Annotated in this window: 9 protein-coding genes; 4 read left to right on the forward strand and 5 right to left on the reverse strand. The window is 47.0% G+C overall.

The window, feature by feature from the left end; genetic code table 11:
* Window positions 1-11: 11 nt before the first annotated feature.
* The 3 genes from AB4503_RS04875 to AB4503_RS04885 are packed head-to-tail and all read right to left on the reverse strand — an operon-like array spanning window position 12 to window position 15828.
* Complete coding sequence (locus tag AB4503_RS04875; protein WP_372113802.1) at window positions 12-5924, reverse strand: beta-ketoacyl synthase N-terminal-like domain-containing protein; 5913 nt, start codon at window positions 5922-5924, stop codon at window positions 12-14.
* Entirely contained in the window at window positions 5921-7969 is a 2049-nt protein-coding gene (locus AB4503_RS04880) for a PfaB family protein (protein WP_372113804.1), read from the reverse strand. The genes AB4503_RS04875 and AB4503_RS04880 overlap by 4 nt, the downstream gene beginning before the upstream one ends.
* The gene (locus AB4503_RS04885) at window positions 7969-15828 is read right to left on the reverse strand and encodes a phosphopantetheine-binding protein (protein WP_372113806.1); all 7860 of its coding nucleotides are present in this window, start codon (window positions 15826-15828) and stop codon (window positions 7969-7971) included. The genes AB4503_RS04880 and AB4503_RS04885 overlap by 1 nt, the downstream gene beginning before the upstream one ends.
* Before the next feature lie 721 nt (window positions 15829-16549).
* Between AB4503_RS04885 and AB4503_RS04890 the strand changes: the two genes are divergently transcribed.
* Window positions 16550-17362 carry a 4'-phosphopantetheinyl transferase superfamily protein gene (locus AB4503_RS04890; protein ID WP_017060627.1) on the forward strand — a complete coding sequence of 271 codons (813 nt, stop codon included), beginning with the start codon at window positions 16550-16552 and terminating at the stop codon, window positions 17360-17362.
* A gap of 75 nt (window positions 17363-17437) precedes the next feature.
* Here the strand turns inward: AB4503_RS04890 and AB4503_RS04895 are convergent, their stop codons facing one another.
* Entirely contained in the window at window positions 17438-17845 is a 408-nt protein-coding gene (locus AB4503_RS04895; protein ID WP_372113808.1) for a thioesterase family protein, read from the reverse strand.
* A 356-nt stretch (window positions 17846-18201) separates the two neighbouring features.
* Here AB4503_RS04895 and AB4503_RS04900 point away from each other — a divergent pair, with 356 nt between their 5' ends.
* The 3 genes from AB4503_RS04900 (at window position 18202) to AB4503_RS04910 (ending at window position 21382) form a co-directional block, all read left to right on the forward strand.
* Complete coding sequence (locus AB4503_RS04900) at window positions 18202-19197, forward strand: TRAP transporter substrate-binding protein (RefSeq protein ID WP_017071719.1); 996 nt, start codon at window positions 18202-18204, stop codon at window positions 19195-19197.
* 65 nt (window positions 19198-19262) lie between these two features.
* Window positions 19263-20018: a TRAP transporter small permease gene (locus AB4503_RS04905; protein WP_009847290.1), complete on the forward strand. Its 756-nt coding sequence runs from the start codon at window positions 19263-19265 to the stop codon at window positions 20016-20018.
* A gap of 2 nt (window positions 20019-20020) precedes the next feature.
* The gene (locus tag AB4503_RS04910; RefSeq protein WP_004736074.1) at window positions 20021-21382 is read left to right on the forward strand and encodes a TRAP transporter large permease; all 1362 of its coding nucleotides are present in this window, start codon (window positions 20021-20023) and stop codon (window positions 21380-21382) included.
* Window positions 21383-21456: 74 nt separating this feature from the next.
* Here the strand turns inward: AB4503_RS04910 and AB4503_RS04915 are convergent, their stop codons facing one another.
* On the reverse strand, window positions 21457-21639 hold the full coding sequence (locus tag AB4503_RS04915) for a hypothetical protein (protein ID WP_017064086.1): 183 nt from the start codon (window positions 21637-21639) through the stop codon (window positions 21457-21459).
* Window positions 21640-21667: the final 28 nt, after the last annotated feature.

Raw genomic sequence — 21667 nt, forward strand, 5'->3', positions numbered from 1 at the left:
CTAATGGCGGCTTATGCTTTATCGTTCGCAGGGGCTTCTTCGATACAAATCGCAATGTCTTTCACTTCGTAAATACGCAGACCATCTTTGCTCAGGTTTGCGTCGCCAACGATGATGCGTTTGCCGTCTTCGTCTTTGATTGCAGTGATGTGTACATCCAGAGACATCTGTTTGTTCAAAGGGTTAATCTGACCACGGTATTTCCATTTCACTTCCGATTGGATTTGACCAAATTTCGGATTGCGGAAACCAGCGCCAAGATCTTTGTTTAGCGCATAGGTTTGCATTAACTCGATGATCGCTTCGACACCTAGAGAGCCTGGCATTACCGGATCTTGATGGAAGTGGAACTGGAAGAACCAATCGCTTGGGTCAATCGTACGCTCAGCGTATAGGTAACCTAGGCCATCTTTACCACCATCGCTGGTGATCTGTACCGTATCGATAAAGTTCAAACGACCGCCAGCCAGTTGGTAGTGCTCTTGCACTTCGCCAGTGGCAGAAACAGGTGCATTGAAGTAACGCGTCGTTTTGTCTAGCAGATTGATGTTTACATCCGGCGTGCGGTTGTTATCAACGTGCCAAGGGTGAGTCACTTTACCGTTGTCCAAACCAAGTTGGTCTTTCAGTGCTGCGCCTTTGAAGTAACCAAATACCGCTGTACCTTGGTAGAAAGGCACGCCGTCAGTACTCAGTTCGAAGCTGAAGCTCTGTACGATGTTGGTGCCCATCATTACGGTTGAAAGCAGGCGAGAATCATTGGTGATCGTTTTGCCACGCAAGTCGACGTTACGCAGCATTTTGCCGCTGCCGTCTAGGTTACGGAAAAACAGTTCTTCACCTGGGAAGCCTAGTGTGGTGCCCATGTAGCCAGAGATGAAGCCGTTTGGCTGCAGTGAAATCTCCATCAACACCGAATAAGGCATCAAGGTATGGTGGCTGTTTTCATCAAAGTACCATGCATTTTCTGGCACTTCGTATTCTGCGATACACGATGACGGTTTCTTGAAGTCGCCACGCTTACCGTCGATTTCTACGACACGAGTGGTTAACTGCAAGTCGCCACACGGAGTACGTGGTGGAATCATTCCACGGTAGATAGAGAAGTCAGGGCCGAAACATTTTTCGATATCTCCAGTCGCGAATTCGAACATGTGATAAGGGGTGAACGGAACCGTATCGGGTGTGCGGTTCGGGTAATCAGGCGTTACCGGCGCTTCAACGTGTTGAAGAGGAATCACGCCTTTATTTGGCGTTGTTTCTAGGTCTTCAATTTGCGCCATCAGTGGTGCATTCGCTGAAGCTTGTTGGTTCACTGCTGGCGTATGGCCCAAGCTTTTATGGCCCAAGTTTTCGATAACAGGGGTCGCGACAGCTGTTTCTAAAGAAGGCAGGTAACGAGTACATTCGTCATCTTCTTTGATCATCACACCCAAGTTTTGGAAATCAACAATCACTTTGCCATTCAGTAAAATATCGATGTTAGCTTTCGCGTATGGGCGAGGGCTTAGACCAATCTCGGTCACTTCCATGCGGTAAGTCAGTTCTGCCGATTGTGGTAGAACTTGACCACGACAGCGTACTTGTTGAGGGGCATTTTCAAGCGGTTGGAAACGACCATTTTGAACAAGCGTGTGCATGCCAAGGTGCATCATGAAGAATTGCAGCAGTTGACCACAACCTTCTGCCATCAAAGAGCCAGCCATTACTGAGTCATCTTTGAAGTGACAAGGGAAGTACCAGTGCTCAGGCTCTAGCTGTTTGTGACCTTCAATCAGACCAAGTCCCCATGTGCCACCTTGCGGTTCAACACGGCTAACCTTTTCGATCATCATGAACTTCTCTGCGCTGAAGCACAAAGAAGGCTGGTGGCGATCAGATTGGTGAGTCGGGCCAAAACACTCTGCAATGTTTGCAGTCAGTAGGTGGCGCAGTTCTTGGTGGTTAAACTGGGTTTTAGGGCAGTGCAACATAGGGTCGAAACGTTGCTTAGTGGCAAGTTTACGAGCCTTGATTTCATCTTCAGTGTGAATCACGCCCTTGCCATCGGCTAGCTCTTCATCAGTGAAGAAGCCCGCACAACCGTTATCCATTTTCAGGATCATCTTGTCGCCAACGAAACATTCGTACGAGAAGAAGAACAGTAGCGTGTCGCCATTGCGAGCAAAGCTGTTGATTGAGATGTCGTAACGCAGCGTATCGCCACCACGAGGCAAGTCGCCAAGGAAGGTCAGCGTACAATCAAGCAGGCGATAAACACGTTCGCCTTTGTTTTCGAAATCAATGCCTAAGTAGCTGATCAGCATGAGGTCACACTGACCTGATTCTACCGCCACTGCCCAAGGGATTTGACCATCAACAAGATACGGCGCATCAACTGGGATGTCGTACTCTGTGGTCATAGTGCTTGGCTTGTACTCATTCACTGTCGCGTTGAGCTTAGTAACACGAGATACCAATAGGTAGTCTGTAGTTGGTAGGCGAACGCGGCGCGAGTAGCTATCGATGATCGCGTAGTCAGGGCCAAATACATTGGCGATGTCGCCTTCAGCGTATTCAACCAGATCATCGTAATCCCAAATGCATGGTTTACGGATAGGTTTTACTGGTGCAGGTGTCGCAAGTGCGTTTACTGGTACTGACTGAACCTGAGCTGGTGTTTCGGCTGAGCTATCTAAACCAGACGTCACTGCGTTTAGCTGTGCTTTTAATAGCGCATCAGCCATCTGCATGCCTTGGGCACGAGTGTGCAGGAATGCTTTGTGTACCTGTTGAGCTGCTTGCTGATTTTGAGCAAAAGCTTGGTTGTGTGGTGTTACAGACGGCTGTAATGCTGCATCCGTCTTAGCGTCGATTTGAGACGCGCCATTTTTAGCGGATAGGACATGAGTCATATTGCTGTGGTTACCTGTTAGCTGACTGTGGCGAGTTGGCGCCAGAGTAGGGGATACTGATTTAGGAGTTTCGATTACTGGTTCTACCGCGTTTTGCGCTAGTGCTTTCTTCTCTAACTCTTTTTGCGCAATCGCTGCTTGAATGCTTGCTGTCGTTGGAATTAACGCCACTCTTGCCGCTCGTTTACCAGAAGCTTTCTGTTGAATCGTTGCTAAGTTGGTTACTGGGGTTTGGGCAATATGTTGATAGATATCGCGACCACCAAGAGTCACTTGCTTAACCAATTGACGTTTAGCATCGCTCGCCAGTTCATTGCTTAAACGAACGGAAAGTGACTGAGATTCAACACTCGACTGGCTTAGTAGCAGCTGTGAACATTGTCCTTCGCTGATGTTGGCAACAATCGCGCTCTTAGAGCTGATATTTGGATTCAGAGACTCAAGGTTCAGGTTGAGGAGACCGTGTAGCAGACTTGCCATGCCAGAAGCTGCAGAGCAGTGACCAACACGTTGGCTCGCTTGAGTGGTCTTGGTAACTTCTAAGTTGAGAGATACAAGCTCGTGTGACAAAGACTCAGGTGCATGGTTAAGCTCAAGCAGAGAAACATCGTTTGAGCTCATACCGACTTGAGTCAGTAACTCATCAACAACGGCGTTGTTACGCTCGCTTGAGCCAAAGGCCAAGGCGTTAATGCTGCCGTAAGCTGTGTCTTGGTTGCTCGCGACTCGACCTTCTTCCACAAGAACAATTGCACCTGCGCCTTCGCCCACATTCCAACTGCCGTCTTGCGGTTGTCCGAATTTTGGATCAAGCGACACTGGGCTCACGCTGTTCTTCAGAATCACATGTTCCGCACTGCCGCTTAGGTCGACGGCTGCAATCACGACTGCATCCATGGATTCTTGCGACATCAGGTTTTGCGCGACATCGACACAACGAGCAACTGACTGTTCGGCGGCTGAAATCGTAAAGGCAGGGCCATTAAAGTCCCATAATGAAGAGATGCGCGAAGCCATGATATTGCCGATGAAACTGGTGTATTGGTTCAGTTTGGCTGCGTCCATCACACTGTCCATCGCGATGGTTTCTAGCGATTGGTATTCGTCTTGTGTTAGCTCAATACCCATGTTGGCAAAGCTGTCAGCCAATTGGCTATGCAGGTTTACGCGTCCACGGAATTGGTGCATCTCAAGCTCAGTTTCCATCGCTACCAGTACTGCAACCTTTTGGCCTGCCACAAGCTTGGCATCTTTGATCGCTTCGTCTGCAACTTTCATCAGTAGCAACTGCTGAGAGATCAAACGGTCATCTTCATTCGGCGGTACTTTGAAGCGTAGGAAATCGAGGTCGAATTGATCGATGTAAGCCCCGTTTGGAATGCCGTGTAAACCAAACTGATTCAGCAGTTCTGGATGTTGGTCTAAACCTTTCCAGCGCTTCTTAGGCAAAGCAATGAAAGCATCGTTGTTGGTTTCAATCGCAGTGCTCAGCGCGTTGATGCTTTGCAGAGAACCGAAGTGAGACGCTAGGCCAGTAATGCTTAAATTAGACGGCTGTAGGCTTGGAGATGCCGACTCTAGAGTCTGGTTTACATGACTCTTATCTGAGTACGCTTCAAGCAGTAAGTGTGCGTTACAACCACCGAAACCAAATACAGAAACACCCGAACAGCGCTCTGAGTTGCCCGCTTTACTTGGCCAAGGTTGAACTTGCGTTGGTAGCGTCTGTGAGCCAAATAAACCTTCTGGCGACGATAGCGGCTTGTCCAAATTAATACTTGGCGGAAGAACACCTTCTTTCATCGCAAAAATCATCTTCATGATCCCCGGCATACCCGCCGCAGTCAGTAAGTGACCGAGGTTGGACTTCGCAGAGCCAATCAATGGCGGGTTAGAACCATTCAGTTTGTCAGCAAAGAAACGTTCCATTGAGGTTAGCTCAACCTTGTCACCTAACGGTGTGCCGGTTGCGTGACACTCAATTACTTCGATGCTGTCTGGTGTTAGGTTAGAAGCTTCGTAAGCGCGTTCAAAGGCTTGGACTTGTCCTTTGCTATTTGGGCTTAATACGAACTGACCACGGCCATCGTTCGACAAGCCGATTCCACTGACGACTGCGTAGATGTTGTCGCCATCACGCTCTGCATCAGCCAAACGTTTTAGGACTAAAACACCGGCACCTTCGCCAGCAAATAGACCTTTACTGTTGCTATCAAACGGAACCGACACACTGTGGTCAGGGTAAGCGTGGAAGATGGAAAAACCCATGTTGATAAAGAATGGGTCAGCACCGGATACTGCGCCCGCCAACATCATGTCGGCTTTGCCCGTGTTCAAGTAATCACACGCTAACTTCAATGAATACACGGAACTTGCACATGCGGCATCTAGGCTAAGTTGGACGTTGCCTAAACCCAATGCATCAGCCACTAACTTAGAGGCGTTATGTGCAGCAGCGCCGTTGATCGGGTTGAGGTCTTGAGCGGTTTCATTGGTTGGTAGCAGTGAAAACTGGTCATTAGCCAATTTAGCTTGTAGTGCTTTCTCGACCACCGAGTGATATATCGGCAGAAACAAGTCGTTTGAGCGTGTGGTTGGGAACGAAAGGGCACCCATGATCACGCCTGTGCGCTCTAAAACATCGGCATTCAGATCAATGCCAGCGTCGACTAAAGCCTTACGACTGGTGTCCAAAGCCCATAGGAAACTTTGGTCAACACCGTTGAATGACTCAGCTGTTAAGCGGTAGCCATTGCTGTCGAAATTGAAGTTTTCGATGTAGCCGCCTTTATCACAGTAAAAGCGGTCTGATTCGCCTTGCACGCCCTGATAGCTTTCAGGTTTAGCACCTAACTTTTCAGCGCTTAATGTGGTGCGAGAATCTTTTTTATTGAGCAAGTTTTGCCAAAAGTCTTTTGGCGTATCCGCTTCTGGATACTGGTTAGCAATACCAACAATCGCGATCTTATTGCACTTCACTTGCTGCTTATTCTTAGTTTGAGCCTGATACTGGTTCGATTGAGAACTCATACTAGCTCTCCTTGATGATTCACTGCGCTGCCTTGAGGCACACCACGTAATTGCTTAGCGGCGGTGATCTGTTGTTCTAGCCCTTGAATAAGTGGCTCGACAGACAGTGGAATTTGATGAGTAATGAGCTGGCCAATACACTTGATGAGCGTGACAATATCGTCACCACCCTTGGCATTGGAAGCGATTGTGCAGTGCTGGTCGGCTACGTTGTCGCTACGATTGATCTTGTCGATCAATGTGCTGGTTTGACGATCGGCACCTACTTCGACAAACAGACGAGCACCTTGCTGACGCACACTCTGGATCAACGCGGTGAAATCCAGCGTCGAACAGAAAGTATCGGCAATTGAAAGGGCGATGCTGTCGCTGTCGATATTGATTGGTGCGCCCGTCGTTAGACCTGCTGCGCTGATAAAGCGGATATGCTTTGGCAATTCGTCGAACAGTGGTTGCGTGTAAAACTTACGCACTTGGCTATGTTGGCTCAATGCTGGTGTGGTGTGCATTGCGGTAACACGATTCGCGGCAATGCCACGTTTACCCAGTTTTTTGAGCAATGCACGACATGTGCTTTCACAACCTGCCAGTACGCAAGTGTCACCTTGGATGATAGCGAGATAAGCGCGTGGAAACTCTGGTAACAGAGCCTCAATCGCTTGCGCATCACTGCGAACCACAAAGCTGTTCCATTGGATGCTTTCGTCGCCGTTCAGCTGCCAATCTTGACGCACTGCAGTGAGTTCGCCAGAAATTGCCGTGGTGAAAATAGGGCTAGTTTGAGTCATCTCAATCAGCGCATGTGGGTTTTTCCAAACATTTAAGCTGGCCCACATGGAAGCCTCACCCTTGGAGTAACCCAAAGCGAAATCTGGCTGCACTTTGAATTCATCACATAGCAGTTGTGTTAACAGGTAACTACTGCCTACACCGGCAATTGCCAATTCACTAAGCGACATTTCTTGCGAATCTTCAGCGTAGGTTTTCTCTGCCTGCAGCATCTCTTTCAAGTTACCCTCACGTTCTAAACGAGCAAATAACTGTGGGAAATGGTGGTGAAAATCGCGCAACATACCGGGATAAACCGTGCCAACACCAGGGTAAACAAATGCAACGCCACCTTTGCTTTGAGGCTTTGGTGAGAAACAACTGCCTGATGGAGTCTTGTATTGGCTATTGTCAGCCATTATTTTTGGCAACGCATTTTCTAGCGCTGTGATCTCTTGCAGTGCAGCATCGATTGAAGCCGCCTGAATCACGATATTCGCACCACAGTCAGCATTGTGTTGAGCGCTTTGGAAATGACTTAGGTTTGAATACATCAAGCTGGCGATAGCAAGTTCTCTGTCTGCCGAATCACTAACGCATTTAAGCTCAGCTCTTAGTGAGGCCAACTGAGAAACCAATTCAGTTTGCTCGCAGCCAGAAACCACAAACATCAAACTCTCGCTGGATAGCAATGGCTTTGGCTCGTGCAAACCGGTCGCTTGAGTCAATATCAGGCTGGTGGCTTTTGGGCTATCGTCACTGAAAGTTAACGCAGCAACACGTGCTTTGTTTGGCTCAGTGAACCAGTAATGGTTAGGTAATGAATGGCTCGGTAATGAACGGCTCGATATCGCATTAACTATATTCAACAATTCATCAAACTGCTGCGAAGCCGATAAGTCAGAGTGTTGCTGTTGATGACTTAAATCTGAAGCGGGGCGGCGTGCAATATCCAGAGCTAGCTGAATGCTATTTCCGGTAGCTGTATCTACAAAGCTCGCCAAATTCGCGTGTGGGTGAATCTTATTCTGAGCAGCATTCAGCGCACTTAACATCAACAATGATGGTGAGTGATGATCCAAACAGAGCTTAACGACATTACCTTGATTGACTGTCTCGATGGCGTGAGCAAGTGCTTGATTAAAATTGCCATCAACCACAACAGTTATCATCTCTGGGAACGAGGGAAATAAGTCGGCAGAAAGCTCAGCCGCGTTTGCTGGCTGAGCTAAAAGAGCGATGCGCAATGGCATCGCTTTATTAGTAGGAACAGTCACTATGACAATTGCTCCTTTTCTGGGTTCTTAGTCGCTTCTTTCTTCGGCACTGCTGAGCTAGATTTTGGCAAAAATGCGTCATTTAAGCTCTTGCTGATGGTGACTTTGGCACCTTTCATTACTGCGCTTAAACGACCATCTTGGTGGTAAAGCGAGATATCAGCTTGCAGTGAACGAGTCGTGCTTTTTATCACGCTCAGTTCTAGCCAACCTTGGTCACCATTGTGCATCGGTGCGTAACACACAAACTCACCGATTGCAGACGGTAGGCTTGCCGCGCCGTATTTCAATCGAGCCCATACCAACATGGCTTGCAACAGATAATCTTCAGCAAATGGTTGGCTATCGCCAAAGCCTTGCTTAGGAATAAATGATCCGCAGTCGCTGTTTTCAATCTGAGGCAACTGGCACTGAGCCAATAAGCCTAAGTCGTCAAAGCGCTCAACTGAGGTAATACCTTGCAATCTTGGTCCATGAAACAGAGTGCCGTCACTGTATAGAGCTTGTGCCGTTGTTACAGGTGCTGAAGTGCTGGCTTCAAAGCGTTTTGTCGACGCTTGTTGAACATCTTCAGACATTTGCACAGAGGCAACTTGCAACTGAGCTTGATACTGTGGTCGTCCTTGGCAGCTGATTACTGCTTTTAGCTGATCTTTTGATTTAGCATCAGAGGAAAGAACCAGTTTCAGCTCTTTCACTTCATCAGTATCAAAAATCACACCTTTCAGCAGTTTGTAGTTGTGAACGCTAACGTTCACCCCTAACAGTTGCTCTGCGACTTCACGCATCCATTGGATGGCACACACTGTCGGTAACACTGGGTTACCGGCAATGCAGTGATCTTGAATGAAAGGCAATGCCTTTGGATCAAGATGACGTGTCACAGTGATGCTTGTATTTAGCGGACTCTTTGCAAGATGCACAGACTCCGCATTAAGCTTTTTTACAGCAGCTTCCTTGTTGTCAGAACCTTGCATGCTCGTACCAACCAGCAATTGAATGCCAGTTTCGTTCAGTAGTTGAGAACTAAATAGCTCTGCACCCGCCTGAAGAGGAATCACGTACACGCCGCGCTCTGTAAACATACGTTTCAGTGCTGCGTTTACCATGCCACCGTCCCACGGTCCCCAGTTGAAGCTCATCACTTTCGCTTGAGGGTTACGCGCAGACAACTGTAGAGCCGCTTTGTTCAGGATCTCATTAGACATTGAGTAATCGCTTTGGCCTGTGTTTCCGTAGAAACCCGCCGCCGAAGAGAACATCGCAATCAGTTTTAGCTTACTGCTATCAAGACCACCAAGAACCGCTTCTAGTCCGCCCACTTTCGTGCCGTAAACCATGTTCAGTTCATCAAGTGTTTTATCTTGAATGTGCTTGTCAGCCAGTACGCCTGCACCGTGGATAAGACCAGTGATGCCGTCGAAATTCGCCAGCGTTTTCGCTACTGACTCATGGTTCGATACATCTAGGCTTAGGTATTCAGCGCTCGCGCCAATCTCGTTGAAAGCGGCAAGTGCTGCGTTGATTTCAAGGCTGCTCAATACCGGTTTTAGCAAGGCATCAACTTTCTTAGGCGTTGGTTTTTCACCTGTTGCTTGTAGGTGAGCGATAGCCGCTGGTTTTAGCTCTTTCTCTTGCTTACCTTGTGCCCACTGAGGTAGCTCAGCTGAAGTAATATGCTTACTACGACCTGCAAGAATGAAATGAGACTTACATTGCTTAGCAAGCGTCAGTGCGCATTCAAACGTCACGCCTTTAGCACCACCCGTCACAAGAACTTTGTCGCTCTTGGTGAGTTGAGCGCCTGTGTTTTTGGTTTGTGCAGCACCTGGTGTTGCAGCAATCAATGTTGCACGACCAGATTCACCGTTTTCCGCATGGCTAAGGCCGATTTCAACCGTGTTGGTATCGATATCGAACAGTTCACCTGTGATAGCTTCAGCTAGGTGACGAGCATCAATAGAAGCGTCAGCATCCAATGCACGGCAGAATACGTTTGACCATTCATGGCTTAGTGTCTTAGTTAGACCAGACAGCGCGGCTTGGTTAAGTTCCGCATTCATCAATTGCTTAGTATCTAGGTAACCAAAGCCACCGTCGATACGGCTTAGTGTGAAGAACACACTGCGACCAGAAACGGTATTCAGCTGACCATTTAGGTGCTTCGCGAATAAGAACGCTGTGGTTAGTGAAGCTCTTGAGTCTGCATTCAAGTTGACCGCTTGCTCGTTGCTTTGTTTTGCATCAACGATAGCTTGTAGGTGAATGAAGCCAGCAATCACTTTATTCGACGTTTTCAGGTCTGCTTCGATGTCGTTAATCACCGCAGTCACACCAGCATCATCGATGCTGTTGAGTGTGTAGCTTGCGATTTCACTGTTTAAAGGTGACGCGGCAGAAAGAGCACTACGCACTACAGCAACTTGAATGCCGTTAGCGGTCAACTTTTCTGCTAGAACACCAGCGTTGTGACCATCATCTGTGATCACGACACAAGCGTCTTTTGAGAAACAATCGACGAGTTTATCTGCCGCTGGTAGCTTTTTTAGCGCCACCTCATTGTGTGGAGGAAGTTCCGCTGTCGCTGTTTCTGCGATAGGCGTTACTGATTCAGCTTTTGGAGTCGCTACGGGTGCAGCTGCGGATAGCTTGCTTTGCATATAAGTAACGATTTCACCAAGCGTACGACACTCAGCTAGGTCTTCAGGGTTTAGCTCTGGCAGCGTTGGCGGTTGGTCTTGAACCGTACCTAGAATTTCAACGCGTTTGATAGAGTCGATACCAAGGTCTGCTTCCATGTCCATCGCGAGGTCGAGCATTTCTGCTGGGTAGCCTGTTTTGTCGGCAACCACTTCCATCATTGTTGATTGAACATGAGCAGGGTTTAGGTCATTGCTTGCGCTTTCTACTGAGGCTGTAGCTGCTTCTGGAGCAGGCGCTGCGTTAGGAGCTTCATTCGCGCCTAGCTTGCTGTTCATGCTTTTAGTATTCATGTAAGCAACGATTTCACCCAGAGTACGACACTCAGCTAGGTCTTCAGGGTTTAGCTCTGGCAAGGTTGGTAGTTGGTCTTGAACCGTACCAAGGATCTCAACACGTTTGATTGAGTCGATGCCAAGGTCAGCTTCCATGTCCATTGCTAGGTCGAGCATTTCTGTTGGGTAGCCCGTTTTATCCGCTACTACGCTCAACATTGTGCTTTGAACTTGCTCGGCGTTTAAACCGTTTGATACTGCTGGCGCAGATGCTTGAGCTGCTACTGGAGCAGAAGCTGGAAGCTTGCTGTTCATGTAGGCTACGATTTCGCCTAGAGTGCGACATTCAGCTAAGTCTTCAGGGTTTAGTTCTGGAAGAGTCGGTAGTTCATCTTGAACCGTACCAAGAATCTCAACACGCTTGATTGAATCGATACCAAGGTCGGCTTCCATATCCATTGCTAGATCTAGCATTTCAGTCGGGTAGCCCGTCTTCTCTGCTACCACTTCTAACATCGTCTTCTGAACAACAGCTGCATCTAGTCCGCTAGTTGCTTGCACTGAAGTTGTTGCAGTTTGAGCGACTACAGGAGCCGAAGCTGGAAGCTTGCTGTTCATGTAGTTAACGATTTCGCCAAGAGTGCGACACTCAGCTAAGTCTTCAGGGTTTAGCTCTGGAAGAGTAGGCAGTTCATCTTGAACCGTACCAAGAATCTCAACACGCTTGATTGAATCGATACCAAGGTCAGCTTCCATATCCATTTCTAGATCAAGCATTTCCGTTGGGTAACCTGTCTTCTCAGCAACCACTTCTAGCATGGTTTGTTGAACGACTTTCGCATCAAGGCCATTTGCTGCTTGAACAGGAGCGGCTGCGCTTGGCTGTGCTGCAACAGGCGCTGATGCTGGCATCTTGCTGTTCATGCTTTTACTGTTCATGTAGCCGACGATTTCGCCAAGAGTACGACACTCAGCTAAATCTTCAGGGTTCAGCTCAGGTAGGTTTGGCATTTCGTCTTGAACGGTACCAAGGATTTCTACGCGCTTGATTGAGTCGATACCAAGGTCTGCTTCCATGTCCATTTCTAGATCAAGCATTTCCGTTGGGTAACCCGTTTTCTCAGCGACCACTTCTAGCATCACTTTTTCAGCATCGGCTGATTGTACTGCTACTGGTGCAGCCACAGGAGCCGGTTGTGCTTTAACTGGCACAGGCTGAGCTGCAACCTGTGCTGCCGCTTGAGCCGCTACTTGTGGTGCAGGAGCTGCTTTCTGTACTGGAGCTTTCTGAACTGTTGTATTTTGAACCGGCGCAGCTTGTACAGGAGCTGTTTGCACTTGAGCTACAGGCTGTTGAACGATAGCTGCTGGAGTAGTTTGAGTAGCTGGAGCTTGAATCACTGGCTGAGCATTTACTGGCGCAACGAAGGTTGGTTGTACCGTTTGTACTGAACCTTGTGTCAGCATATTAAGTGCTGAGTTGTTGCTGTGCGCTTGCATTTCTAGGTAATGAGCGTGAGCTTTTAGCGTTTCAGCTTGGTGCTGGTGGAACATCTCCATAGAACGCTGTAGGTTCTCAGGAATTGCTACGCCTGCTGTTGCCATTTTCGCTTGCTCAGACATTAGGGTGTTGAACGTGTCACCGTATTGCTGAGGAATTGCAAGGAACTGCTGATGTACTTCTGCTGCTTGTTGTTGAGCATTGAAGAATGATTGCAGTGAAGACTCATCAACCGTTACTGAAGCTGTTGGTTGAATAGTCGCCGATGCAGGTTGTGCCACTTGAGGTTGCTGAGCTGCTTGTGCACTTGGCGCTGTTGCAACTGACTGTTGTACATTTGAAGCTTGAGGAGCAGCCACAGGTACTTCAACGATTTCTGTTTTAATCACTTCTTTTTCCACGATTTTCTCGACTTCAACTTTCACTTCAACAATCTCAGTCTTTTCGGTGACGTTGCCCGAAGCCAATGATTGATCCATTTTCTTACGAGTAGCAGGGCTGATGTAGTTGGTTGCATTCAGCTTGATGTTCATTGGTGATGCCTTTGCAGGTTCAGCAATGTCAGCTTGGTAAGGGTCAATGTTGTCTAATGAAACACCTGTCACGCACAGTTGAACCGCAGCTAAACGAAGCTGTTGGTCACTGTCTCCTTTAGGGCTTGGGTTGATGCTGATTGCGTAAAGTTCTTCGTTTTTATCAGCCAGTGTTTTCTCAACCAGCTTTTGAAGAATGTTTTTCGGACCGAACTCAACGAATACGCGCGCGCCTGCTTCATACATCGCTTCAATTTGCTCGCTGAAACGAACCGATTGCAGCATGTGTTGTTTGAATGCTTTCTTAATCGCTTTAGCGTCTTTGCTGTGCAGTTTGCCCGTTGCGTTTGAGTAAAGCGGCAGCGTTGGAGCGCTAAATGAAGCTTTATCAATTGCAGCTGCAAATGGCTTTTGAGCATGAGCAACAAGCGGGGTGTGGAAAGCACCAGATACTGGCAGAGCAATTGCTTTGAAGCCTTGCTCAGTTAGCGCTTGGGCTGCCTGCTGAACGGTTGCTGTTGGACCAGCAATAACCAATTGAGTCGGAGCGTTGTAGTTGGCAATGCTCACGCCTTCGAATTGGCTGATGCAGCTTTCAACGGCTGGAAGTTTGTCTGCGTCTAGAATGACCGCAAACATAGTACCGCTGTCGCCTTGTTCAGGTGTCGCCGCCATCGCATCGCCACGAGCGAAAGCTAGTTGGTAGTAATCGTCTTGCGAGATAACACCCGAAGCACATAGTGCGCTTAGTTCACCAAAGCTGTGGCCTGCAACCATGTCTGCTTTGAAGCCAGCTTGAGTCATGATGTCGAACTGACCCATAGACACAGTACCAATTGCACTTTGCGCATTGGCCGTGTTGGTTAACACCGCTTCTTGAGCTTTGGTTGCTTCTGGTGTGAAGGTTGGAATGGGGAATAGAATTTGGGACAGAGCCGTCTTCTTGTGCTGACCAAATACTTGGTCCGCTTGAGCAAGCTGTTGGCGCATCTCTGGGTAATGACAAGCAAGCTCGCGACCCATGTTGAGATATTGCGAACCTTGACCTGCAAATAGCGCTGCTACTTTACTAGTGCCGTTTTCAGCAATCAGTGCTGACTCACGGTAGCTAGTACCGTTTGGCATCTGCCAATGTGCTTTGGTTTGGCTCTCAAGCATAGGAATCGCTTGAGTCAGTTGCGCTTGAAGGTCTGCTTGGTCAGTTACAACTAAACCAAGACGAGCATGCTTAGCGTCAACTTCGCGTAGAGCGTGTTGCTCAGCAAGCGCTTCCAGTTTGAAAGCTGCATCTGCAGTTTGAGTTGAAACCTGTTTAAGTTCATTGATCAGTGCTTGACGAGATTCTGCGCTGAATAACAGAGTTTGCGGCACTTGGCGTTGACGGTATTTGTCACCGCGAGTGTGCTCTGGTGTGTACTCTTCCAATACCACGTGGAAGTTAGTGCCACCAAAACCGAATGAGCTGATACCTGCACGGCGTGGTGTGCCGTCGACACGTTTCATCCAAGGGCGCGTTTGTGTGTTTAGGTAGAACGGCGAGTTTTCGATATCCAGTTTAGGATTCGGAGCCGATACGTTAATCGTTGGCGGCAGTACTTTGTGGTGCAGTGCTAAGGCAGCTTTGATTAAACCTGCAGTACCCGCGGTTGATTTAGTGTGACCAATTTGAGATTTCACAGAGCCTAACGCAATGTGTTGCTTCTCTTCATTGTTCTCACTGAATACCGAGTTTAAGCCACCAAATTCAGCAACATCGCCTGCTGCAGTACCTGTGCCGTGCGCTTCTAGTAGGCCAAGCGTGTGCGGTGCGAAACCTGCATCATCATAAGCACGTTTGAGTGCTTTTGCTTGTCCTTCAGGGCGAGGCGCGTAAATACTCTTGAACTTACCATCCGAAGAAGAACCGACACCTTTAATCACTGAGTAGATTCTGTCGCCGTCACGTTCAGCATCTTCAAGGCGCTTAAGAGCAACCATGCCGATGCCTTCACCAATCATCATGCCTTTTGAATCGATGTCGAAAGGTTGAATGGTTTCGTTTGTAGTGAATGCTGGGGTTTTAGAGAAGCTCATGTACATGGTTGGTGAGTTATCAGTACACACACCACCAGTGATCATCATTTCACTGCGGCCTTCAACCAGCTCGCTCAGTGCCATGCGCATTGCGGCTAGAGAACCTGCACACGCAGCATCTACTACACAGTTGATGCCACCAAGGTCAAAGCGGTTAGCAATACGACCTGAAATTACGTTACCTAATGAACCAGGGAATGAGTTCTCTTCCCAGTGGATGTATTGGTCTTGGAATTTTTTGATCAGCATTTCGCTGTCTTCGTCGTTGATGCCACTGCTCTTGAAGACTTTTTTCAAAACAGGGTATTGAAGACGAGCATTCAAGCTTTGAGCGATCTTCTGACCACCGCCTACACCGAGTGTAATACCGATCTTATCGCGATCGTAACCTTCAGGAAGTTTCGCATCTTCAAGTACTTCTTTTGCCACGATCAGAGATAGCAGCTGTGACGTATCAGTCAATTCTAGGATATTTGGCGGAAGGCCGAATTCCATAGGGTTGAAGTCAACTTCTGGGAGGAAGCCACCGCGCTTACAGTAAGATTTGTCTGGCGTAGTACGATCTGAATCGTAGTAATCTTCTGGGCGCCAGTGTGTATCAGGCACTTCGGTAATTGCATCGATCTTTTCGCTGATCAAATCCCAGAATTTGTTTAGGTAGCGAGAGTTCGCAAACATGCTTGCCATACCAACGATAGCAATAGGCATGTCTTTAAGACGTTTATTAAGTCGAGTGTCGTCGACTGATTCCGGTGTATTTTTTTCGGGTTGGCTCATTATGAGTCTCCACTTGAAATCACTGAGGGCGATGTCGTGTTTTGAGGCTGCGCTTTTAATTGAATCGAAAATAAATCTGAAACAGATTTGGGCAAACGCAGCTGAAGAGTAAGGCTGCCGAAAGTTGGCCACCTGACTGAAATAGGGGGTGCGAAGTTCATTGACTTGCAGACGTTGAGAACGTGTTTCATGCGTGAAGGGGGTATTCGAATGTGAGGTTAATGTCCATTTAAATCCTGTCCAAAGTACTGCTTTATGCAAAGCAGGTATCCGCAATAAAAACGTGTGAATTTGTTTAATGGTTGAGCAGGCTACCCGAGGTGAGTGGCCGATACAATGCTCCCAGAGGCCACTATGATCTGTTCAGACCAGATGATTTTACTGAACTTTTGTTTTTTGTATTTTTAATGCAATTAACTTATTGATAATTAATGGATATGAGTGGTTTTTTAGTGTTTATGCTCTATTTTTTGACTTGGTGAGATCTATGTCAGATTTTTGTAAGTAACATTTAATAGATGACTGTTCCGTAAGGCTAAGTGTGATCTGTGTTTTAATTTGTTATTATTTGAAAAATTAGTTTTAAGTCCGCATATGAAGGGTGTTTCCTGCCCAAATTCTCTATGTTTCCCTCAAAACATAGGTGAGTTAAATTTGTTCGTTTTGATGTTTTATTGATGGCTTTATGAATAGTGATTTTTAAGAAGTGAGTGCTCAAAAGATGGAAACACCAGTCGTTGATTTGTGGCTTTGTTCTCTAAGCAATTTGGATGAAGGTACTGATCATGTGTCGTGCCTTAAACAGAAACTGACCGACGATGAAGTCGCTAAGGTTGAGCGTTATCGAATGCCTTCATCTCAGATCCAAGCGCTCTATGTTCGTAACTACTTACGAGAGGTTCTGTCGATCTACTCTGATTTGACGGCTGAAGAGTGGCGATTTGAGTATGGTGAAAAAGGCAAACCAAGCTTGATTGCAGAGCAGCAACACAAAACCGGACTGAATTTCAATATTAGCCACAGTCAAGATCATTTACTGATTGCTGTCTGCCGAACGAAAGGGCAACCACTACAGCTTGGGGTGGATATAGAACATGCAAGAAGCTCGACCAACATCGCGGCGATCATGAAGCATTACTTTTCGGAATTTGAGATTAACGATTTACTCGAGCTGGATGAGGTATCTCAAAGAGAACGTTTTTTTGATTTGTGGGCACTGAAAGAGTCGTACATCAAAGCGACAGGTAAGGGGTTGGCCACATCATTGAAAAGTTTTTCGTTCGATTTTTCCAATCTAACTCAACAAACGCTGCCAGTTCATTCGTCGGGTTTACGACCAGAGTTACATGGAGGAATCATTGTCCATAACGGTGTAGGGTTGGATGCTGCTGAAAATGACAATACTTCAACAGATTGGCAATGCAGTTTAGGAAGGCTGGATAACCAGTTTCGATTTGCCGTGACGCTTGGTGGTGCAACGCTTCCTATGCAATTAGAGATTAAGTGCTTCCCCAAATCGAAGCTACTTGGCTGAGTTTACGTTCGTTACACTAGAACCTTTAGCTTCTAATCTTGAACACGGCTCGCTCTCAGACATTCGTAATATTGGCTAACTCGTGTCGCCAAGCATCGCTTTTAATACTTCTGCGGGTACAGGCTGAAGTTGTTTGTCTTTATCTAGGCAAACCATCTCGATATCACCAATCACGGCAGGTTTGGTTGCATCTTTACGCCAAACCTCTTGTCGCCATAAGGTTTTGTATTTTCCATCGAGTTCAAAAGAGGTTCGGATGTCGCAGATCTCAGCGAACTCAACCCCATCTTGAAAAGTCATGTTGGCTTTATAGACTGCAAAACCTAGTCCGTGCTCATTCCACAACTCCGCCAGTTTATCGCTGCCCAAGACATGTTCGCGCGCACGCTCGAAGTATTTAAGAAAGTTAGGGTGATAAACCACACCAGAGTGATCGGTATCTTCATAGTAAATTTGTACTGGGTGATGGTAGATCTGACTCATTGGTATCAACTCTTGTTAAGTAGTGGAGTGGTAAATCTGGCTAAGTTGAGCAGCACTCTACAGGATAGGTTGAAATTACTTCAAGGCATCATCGGCAATGTGGCTCTTGGTCAGACCTCATTCGGCTGTATCCATTAGTGATACGTTGGTCAACTCCCACCCATTTACAAATATTCTATGTGTCATTTCCCACCCATTAAATTTTGCAAACAACTGGCGACTGATGTTGGCAACTATGATGAAGCCTTGTAGTTAAAGGGTTGTTAATGTTTTGTATCAACGTGGCGCGCTAATTGCCTTAGTGAAAGCACGCAGTTCCCATTGAAGGGCTGCTTTGTTTACTAAGGAGAATAATAATGTTTAAGCCTCTTACCCTACTGTCTGTATCTGCTCTGGCGCTCACCAGTTTTAATGCTGCTGCAAACTGTGACCCTGGTGAAATCGTAATTAAATTCAGTCATGTAACCAATACCGATAAGCACCCGAAAGGCATCGCCGCTTCTTTACTGGAAGAGCGAGTAAACACGGAAATGAATGGCAAAGCTTGTATGCAAGTTTTCCCTAACTCAACACTTTACGATGATAATAAGGTACTGGAAGCCCTGTTAAATGGTGATGTTCAAATGGCGGCGCCATCGCTGTCTAAATTTGAGAAGTTCACTAAGAAATACCGCATTTTTGACCTTCCTTTTTTATTTGAAGACGTAGAAGCCGTTGATCGTTTCCAAAACTCAGAATCTGGTGAAAAGCTGAAAAATGCAATGAAGCGTCGTGGCCTACAGGGTCTAGCGTTTTGGCACAATGGTATGAAACAGATGTCGGCGAACAAACCTCTTATTAGCCCTGAAGACGCGAAAGGTTTGAAATTCCGTGTTCAAGCATCAGACGTATTGGTGGCTCAGTTTGAACAACTAGGCGCTAACCCACAGAAGATGTCTTTTAAAGAAGTATACGGCGGCCTGCAAACTAAGGTTATCGATGGCCAAGAGAACACATGGTCAAACATCTACGGTAAGAAGTTCTTTGAAGTACAAGACGGCGTGACAGAAACTAACCACGGTATTCTTGATTACCTGGTAGTAACGTCGAACGACTTCTGGAAAGACCTACCTGAAGATGTACGTACGCAACTTGGCACAATCGTTCAAGAAGTGTCTGAGACTCGTAACGCAGAATCTTCAAAAGTTAACCTAGCGAACAAAAACAACATCATCGAAGCTGGTGGTGAGGTTCGTACGCTTACGCCTGAACAGCGTGAAGCATGGGTAACTGCGCTTCAACCAGTATGGAAGAAGTTTGAAAAAGACATCGGTTCAGATCTTATCGATGCAGCGTTAGCTTCAAACCAATAACACCGCTAAGGGAGTGGCGTGCATTTCGCCACTCCTTATTAAAATAACTATAAGCGGAGTCAATTATGGATAATCCTCAAATGGAACAGCCAAATTCTAGCGAATCAGCACTGGAAACCTCTTTTTTTTCCAAAGTCGGAAGAGTTACCGATGTGATTGAAGAGTCATTAATCGCATTTTTCCTTGGCGCAATGACGCTACTTACTTTTGCCAATGTGGTATTTCGATACGCATTCAATGGCAATATCTTATGGGCACTAGAACTGACGGTGTTCATGTTCGCTTGGATGGTGTTAGTGGGCGCATCTTATGGCGTTAAAAAACACTTCCACATTGGTGTTGATGTGATCATCAACCTTGCCCCAGAAAAGCTACGCAAAGTGTATGCGTTAATCGCCGTCACAAGCTGCCTAGCATTCTCAATCTTACTTCTTATAGGTTCTTGGAATTACTGGTACCCGTTCGCGACTGAGCGCGCTTGGTACGAGACCGATGATATTCCAATGCCAGAGATGCTTCAGTTCCTTGCCGACTGGATGAATGAAGGCGAGCGATACGAGAAACTGCCACGTTTTATTCCTTATATGGCGCTGCCGATTGGTATGGCAATGCTAACGTTCCGTTTTGCTCAAGTTGCTTACCAAGTCGTAACAGGCAAGCTTGACCGCATGATTGCGGGGCATGAAGCCGAAGAAGAGCTGGATGCATTGAAAGCAGACGTGCTAGCGGGTTCTGATGAAGACGCGACAGCGGTATTGGATTCGACTAAGCAAAACAAGGCGAACGAGTCGGGTACAAAATCTAACGGTAAGGAAGATTAATCATGGCAATGTTATTTCTATTTTTAATGGTAATTGCTTTCATGTTGGTCGGTGTACCAATTGCGATTTCCCTCGGTTTATCAAGCGTCATATTCTTATTGATGCATTCAGATGCTTCTTTGGCATCCGTTGCACAAACGCTGTTTAATGCATTTGCAGGCCACTACACTCTCTTAGCGATTCCTTTCTTTATCTTGGCCTCTAGCTTCATGTCCACAGGTGGTGTGGCGAAACGTATTATCCGTTTTGCTATTGCAATGGTGGGTTGGTTCCGCGGCGGTTTAGCAATGGCATCGGTTGTGGCGTGTATGATGTTCGCAGCGTTATCTGGGTCGTCTCCAGCAACGGTAGTGGCAATCGGTAGTATTGTTATCGCGGGTATGATCAAAAACGGCTACACGAAAGAGTTCGCGGCAGGGGTTATCTGTAACGCGGGTACGTTGGGTATCTTGATTCCACCATCTATAGTTATGGTGGTTTACGCTGCGGCGACGGATGTATCTGTCGGTCGTATGTTCTTAGGTGGCGTGATTCCTGGACTGTTGGCGGGAGTGATGTTGATGATAGCTATCTACATTGCAGCACGTATTAAGAAAATTCCTGCACAGCCATTTGTAGGCTGGGGTGAGATGTTCGCAGCTGCAAAAGACGCAAGTTGGGGTCTGCTACTGATTGTCATCATTTTGGGTGGTATCTACGGCGGTATCTTTACACCGACGGAAGCGGCGGCTGTTGCAGCGGTATACGCGTTCTTTATTGCCAACTTTATCTATAAAGATATGGGGCCGTTTGCGGACAAGAAAAATACAAAGCCTGCTTTGGTTAAAGTGTTCCAAACCTTCTTCCACAAAGATACCAAAGACACGCTCTATGATGCAGGTAAGCTGACGATCATGCTGCTGTTTATCATTGCCAATGCTCTGATTCTTAAGCATGTACTGACCGAAGAACGCATTCCTCAAATGATCACTGAGTCTATGCTATCTGCGGGCTTGGGTCCGATCACCTTTTTGATTGTAGTAAACGTTTTACTCTTGATTGGTGGGCAGTTCATGGAGCCATCAGGCTTGCTGATCATCGTTGCTCCGCTGGTTTTCCCAATCGCGATTGCACTCGGTATCGACCCAATCCACCTAGGTATCATGATGGTAGTGAACATGGAGATAGGGATGATAACGCCGCCTGTCGGGCTCAATTTGTTTGTGACCGCCGGGGTCGCCAAGATGTCGATGATGAACGTGGTGAAAGCGGCACTGCCTTGGGTAGGCGTGATGTTCCTGTTCCTGATTATCGTCACTTACGTGCCGTGGGTATCTACATGGTTACCGACCACATTGATGGGACCGGAAATCATAACCAAGTAGTGGGCTGTTTAGTTACACGGCTAGTGTAACGAACGGTTTCATTATCAATGTAAATAACGGCGATAGATGAAGAGTTACACCTTTTCATCTATCGCTTTATTTTTCCCGCGCCTTATTGTGCCGCTTAAACGCCTGTCATAACCTTTCCAGCGTACTTTTTTCTTTCTTCGCTCGCGCCCAGATCTTCTTTCTACTTCATAATGGTCATCAATCAGCACTGTATCTACAATGACAGGAATGGTCGTTTTTTCATTCATATGCAACTTATCCTTAAAGTCGACATAT

Origin of the sequence: Vibrio sp. 10N.222.55.B11 (assembly GCF_041473705.1) — a bacterium.
Taxonomy (GTDB): Bacteria; Pseudomonadota; Gammaproteobacteria; order Enterobacterales; family Vibrionaceae; genus Vibrio; species Vibrio crassostreae_C.

Excerpts from the sequence above, each read along its gene's own strand:
- AB4503_RS04905 (WP_009847290.1), top strand. The coding sequence starts at position 19,263 with ATGGATAATCCTCAAATGGAACAGCCAAATTCTAGCGAATCAGCACTG.
- AB4503_RS04910 (WP_004736074.1), top strand. The coding sequence starts at position 20,021 with ATGGCAATGTTATTTCTATTTTTAATGGTAATTGCTTTCATGTTGGTC.
- AB4503_RS04900 (WP_017071719.1), top strand. The coding sequence starts at position 18,202 with ATGTTTAAGCCTCTTACCCTACTGTCTGTATCTGCTCTGGCGCTCACC.
- AB4503_RS04885 (WP_372113806.1), bottom strand. The coding sequence starts at position 15,828 with ATGAGCCAACCCGAAAAAAATACACCGGAATCAGTCGACGACACTCGA.
- AB4503_RS04895 (WP_372113808.1), bottom strand. The coding sequence starts at position 17,845 with ATGAGTCAGATCTACCATCACCCAGTACAAATTTACTATGAAGATACC.
- AB4503_RS04875 (WP_372113802.1), bottom strand. The coding sequence starts at position 5,924 with ATGAGTTCTCAATCGAACCAGTATCAGGCTCAAACTAAGAATAAGCAG.
- AB4503_RS04915 (WP_017064086.1), bottom strand. The coding sequence starts at position 21,639 with ATGAATGAAAAAACGACCATTCCTGTCATTGTAGATACAGTGCTGATT.
- AB4503_RS04890 (WP_017060627.1), top strand. The coding sequence starts at position 16,550 with ATGGAAACACCAGTCGTTGATTTGTGGCTTTGTTCTCTAAGCAATTTG.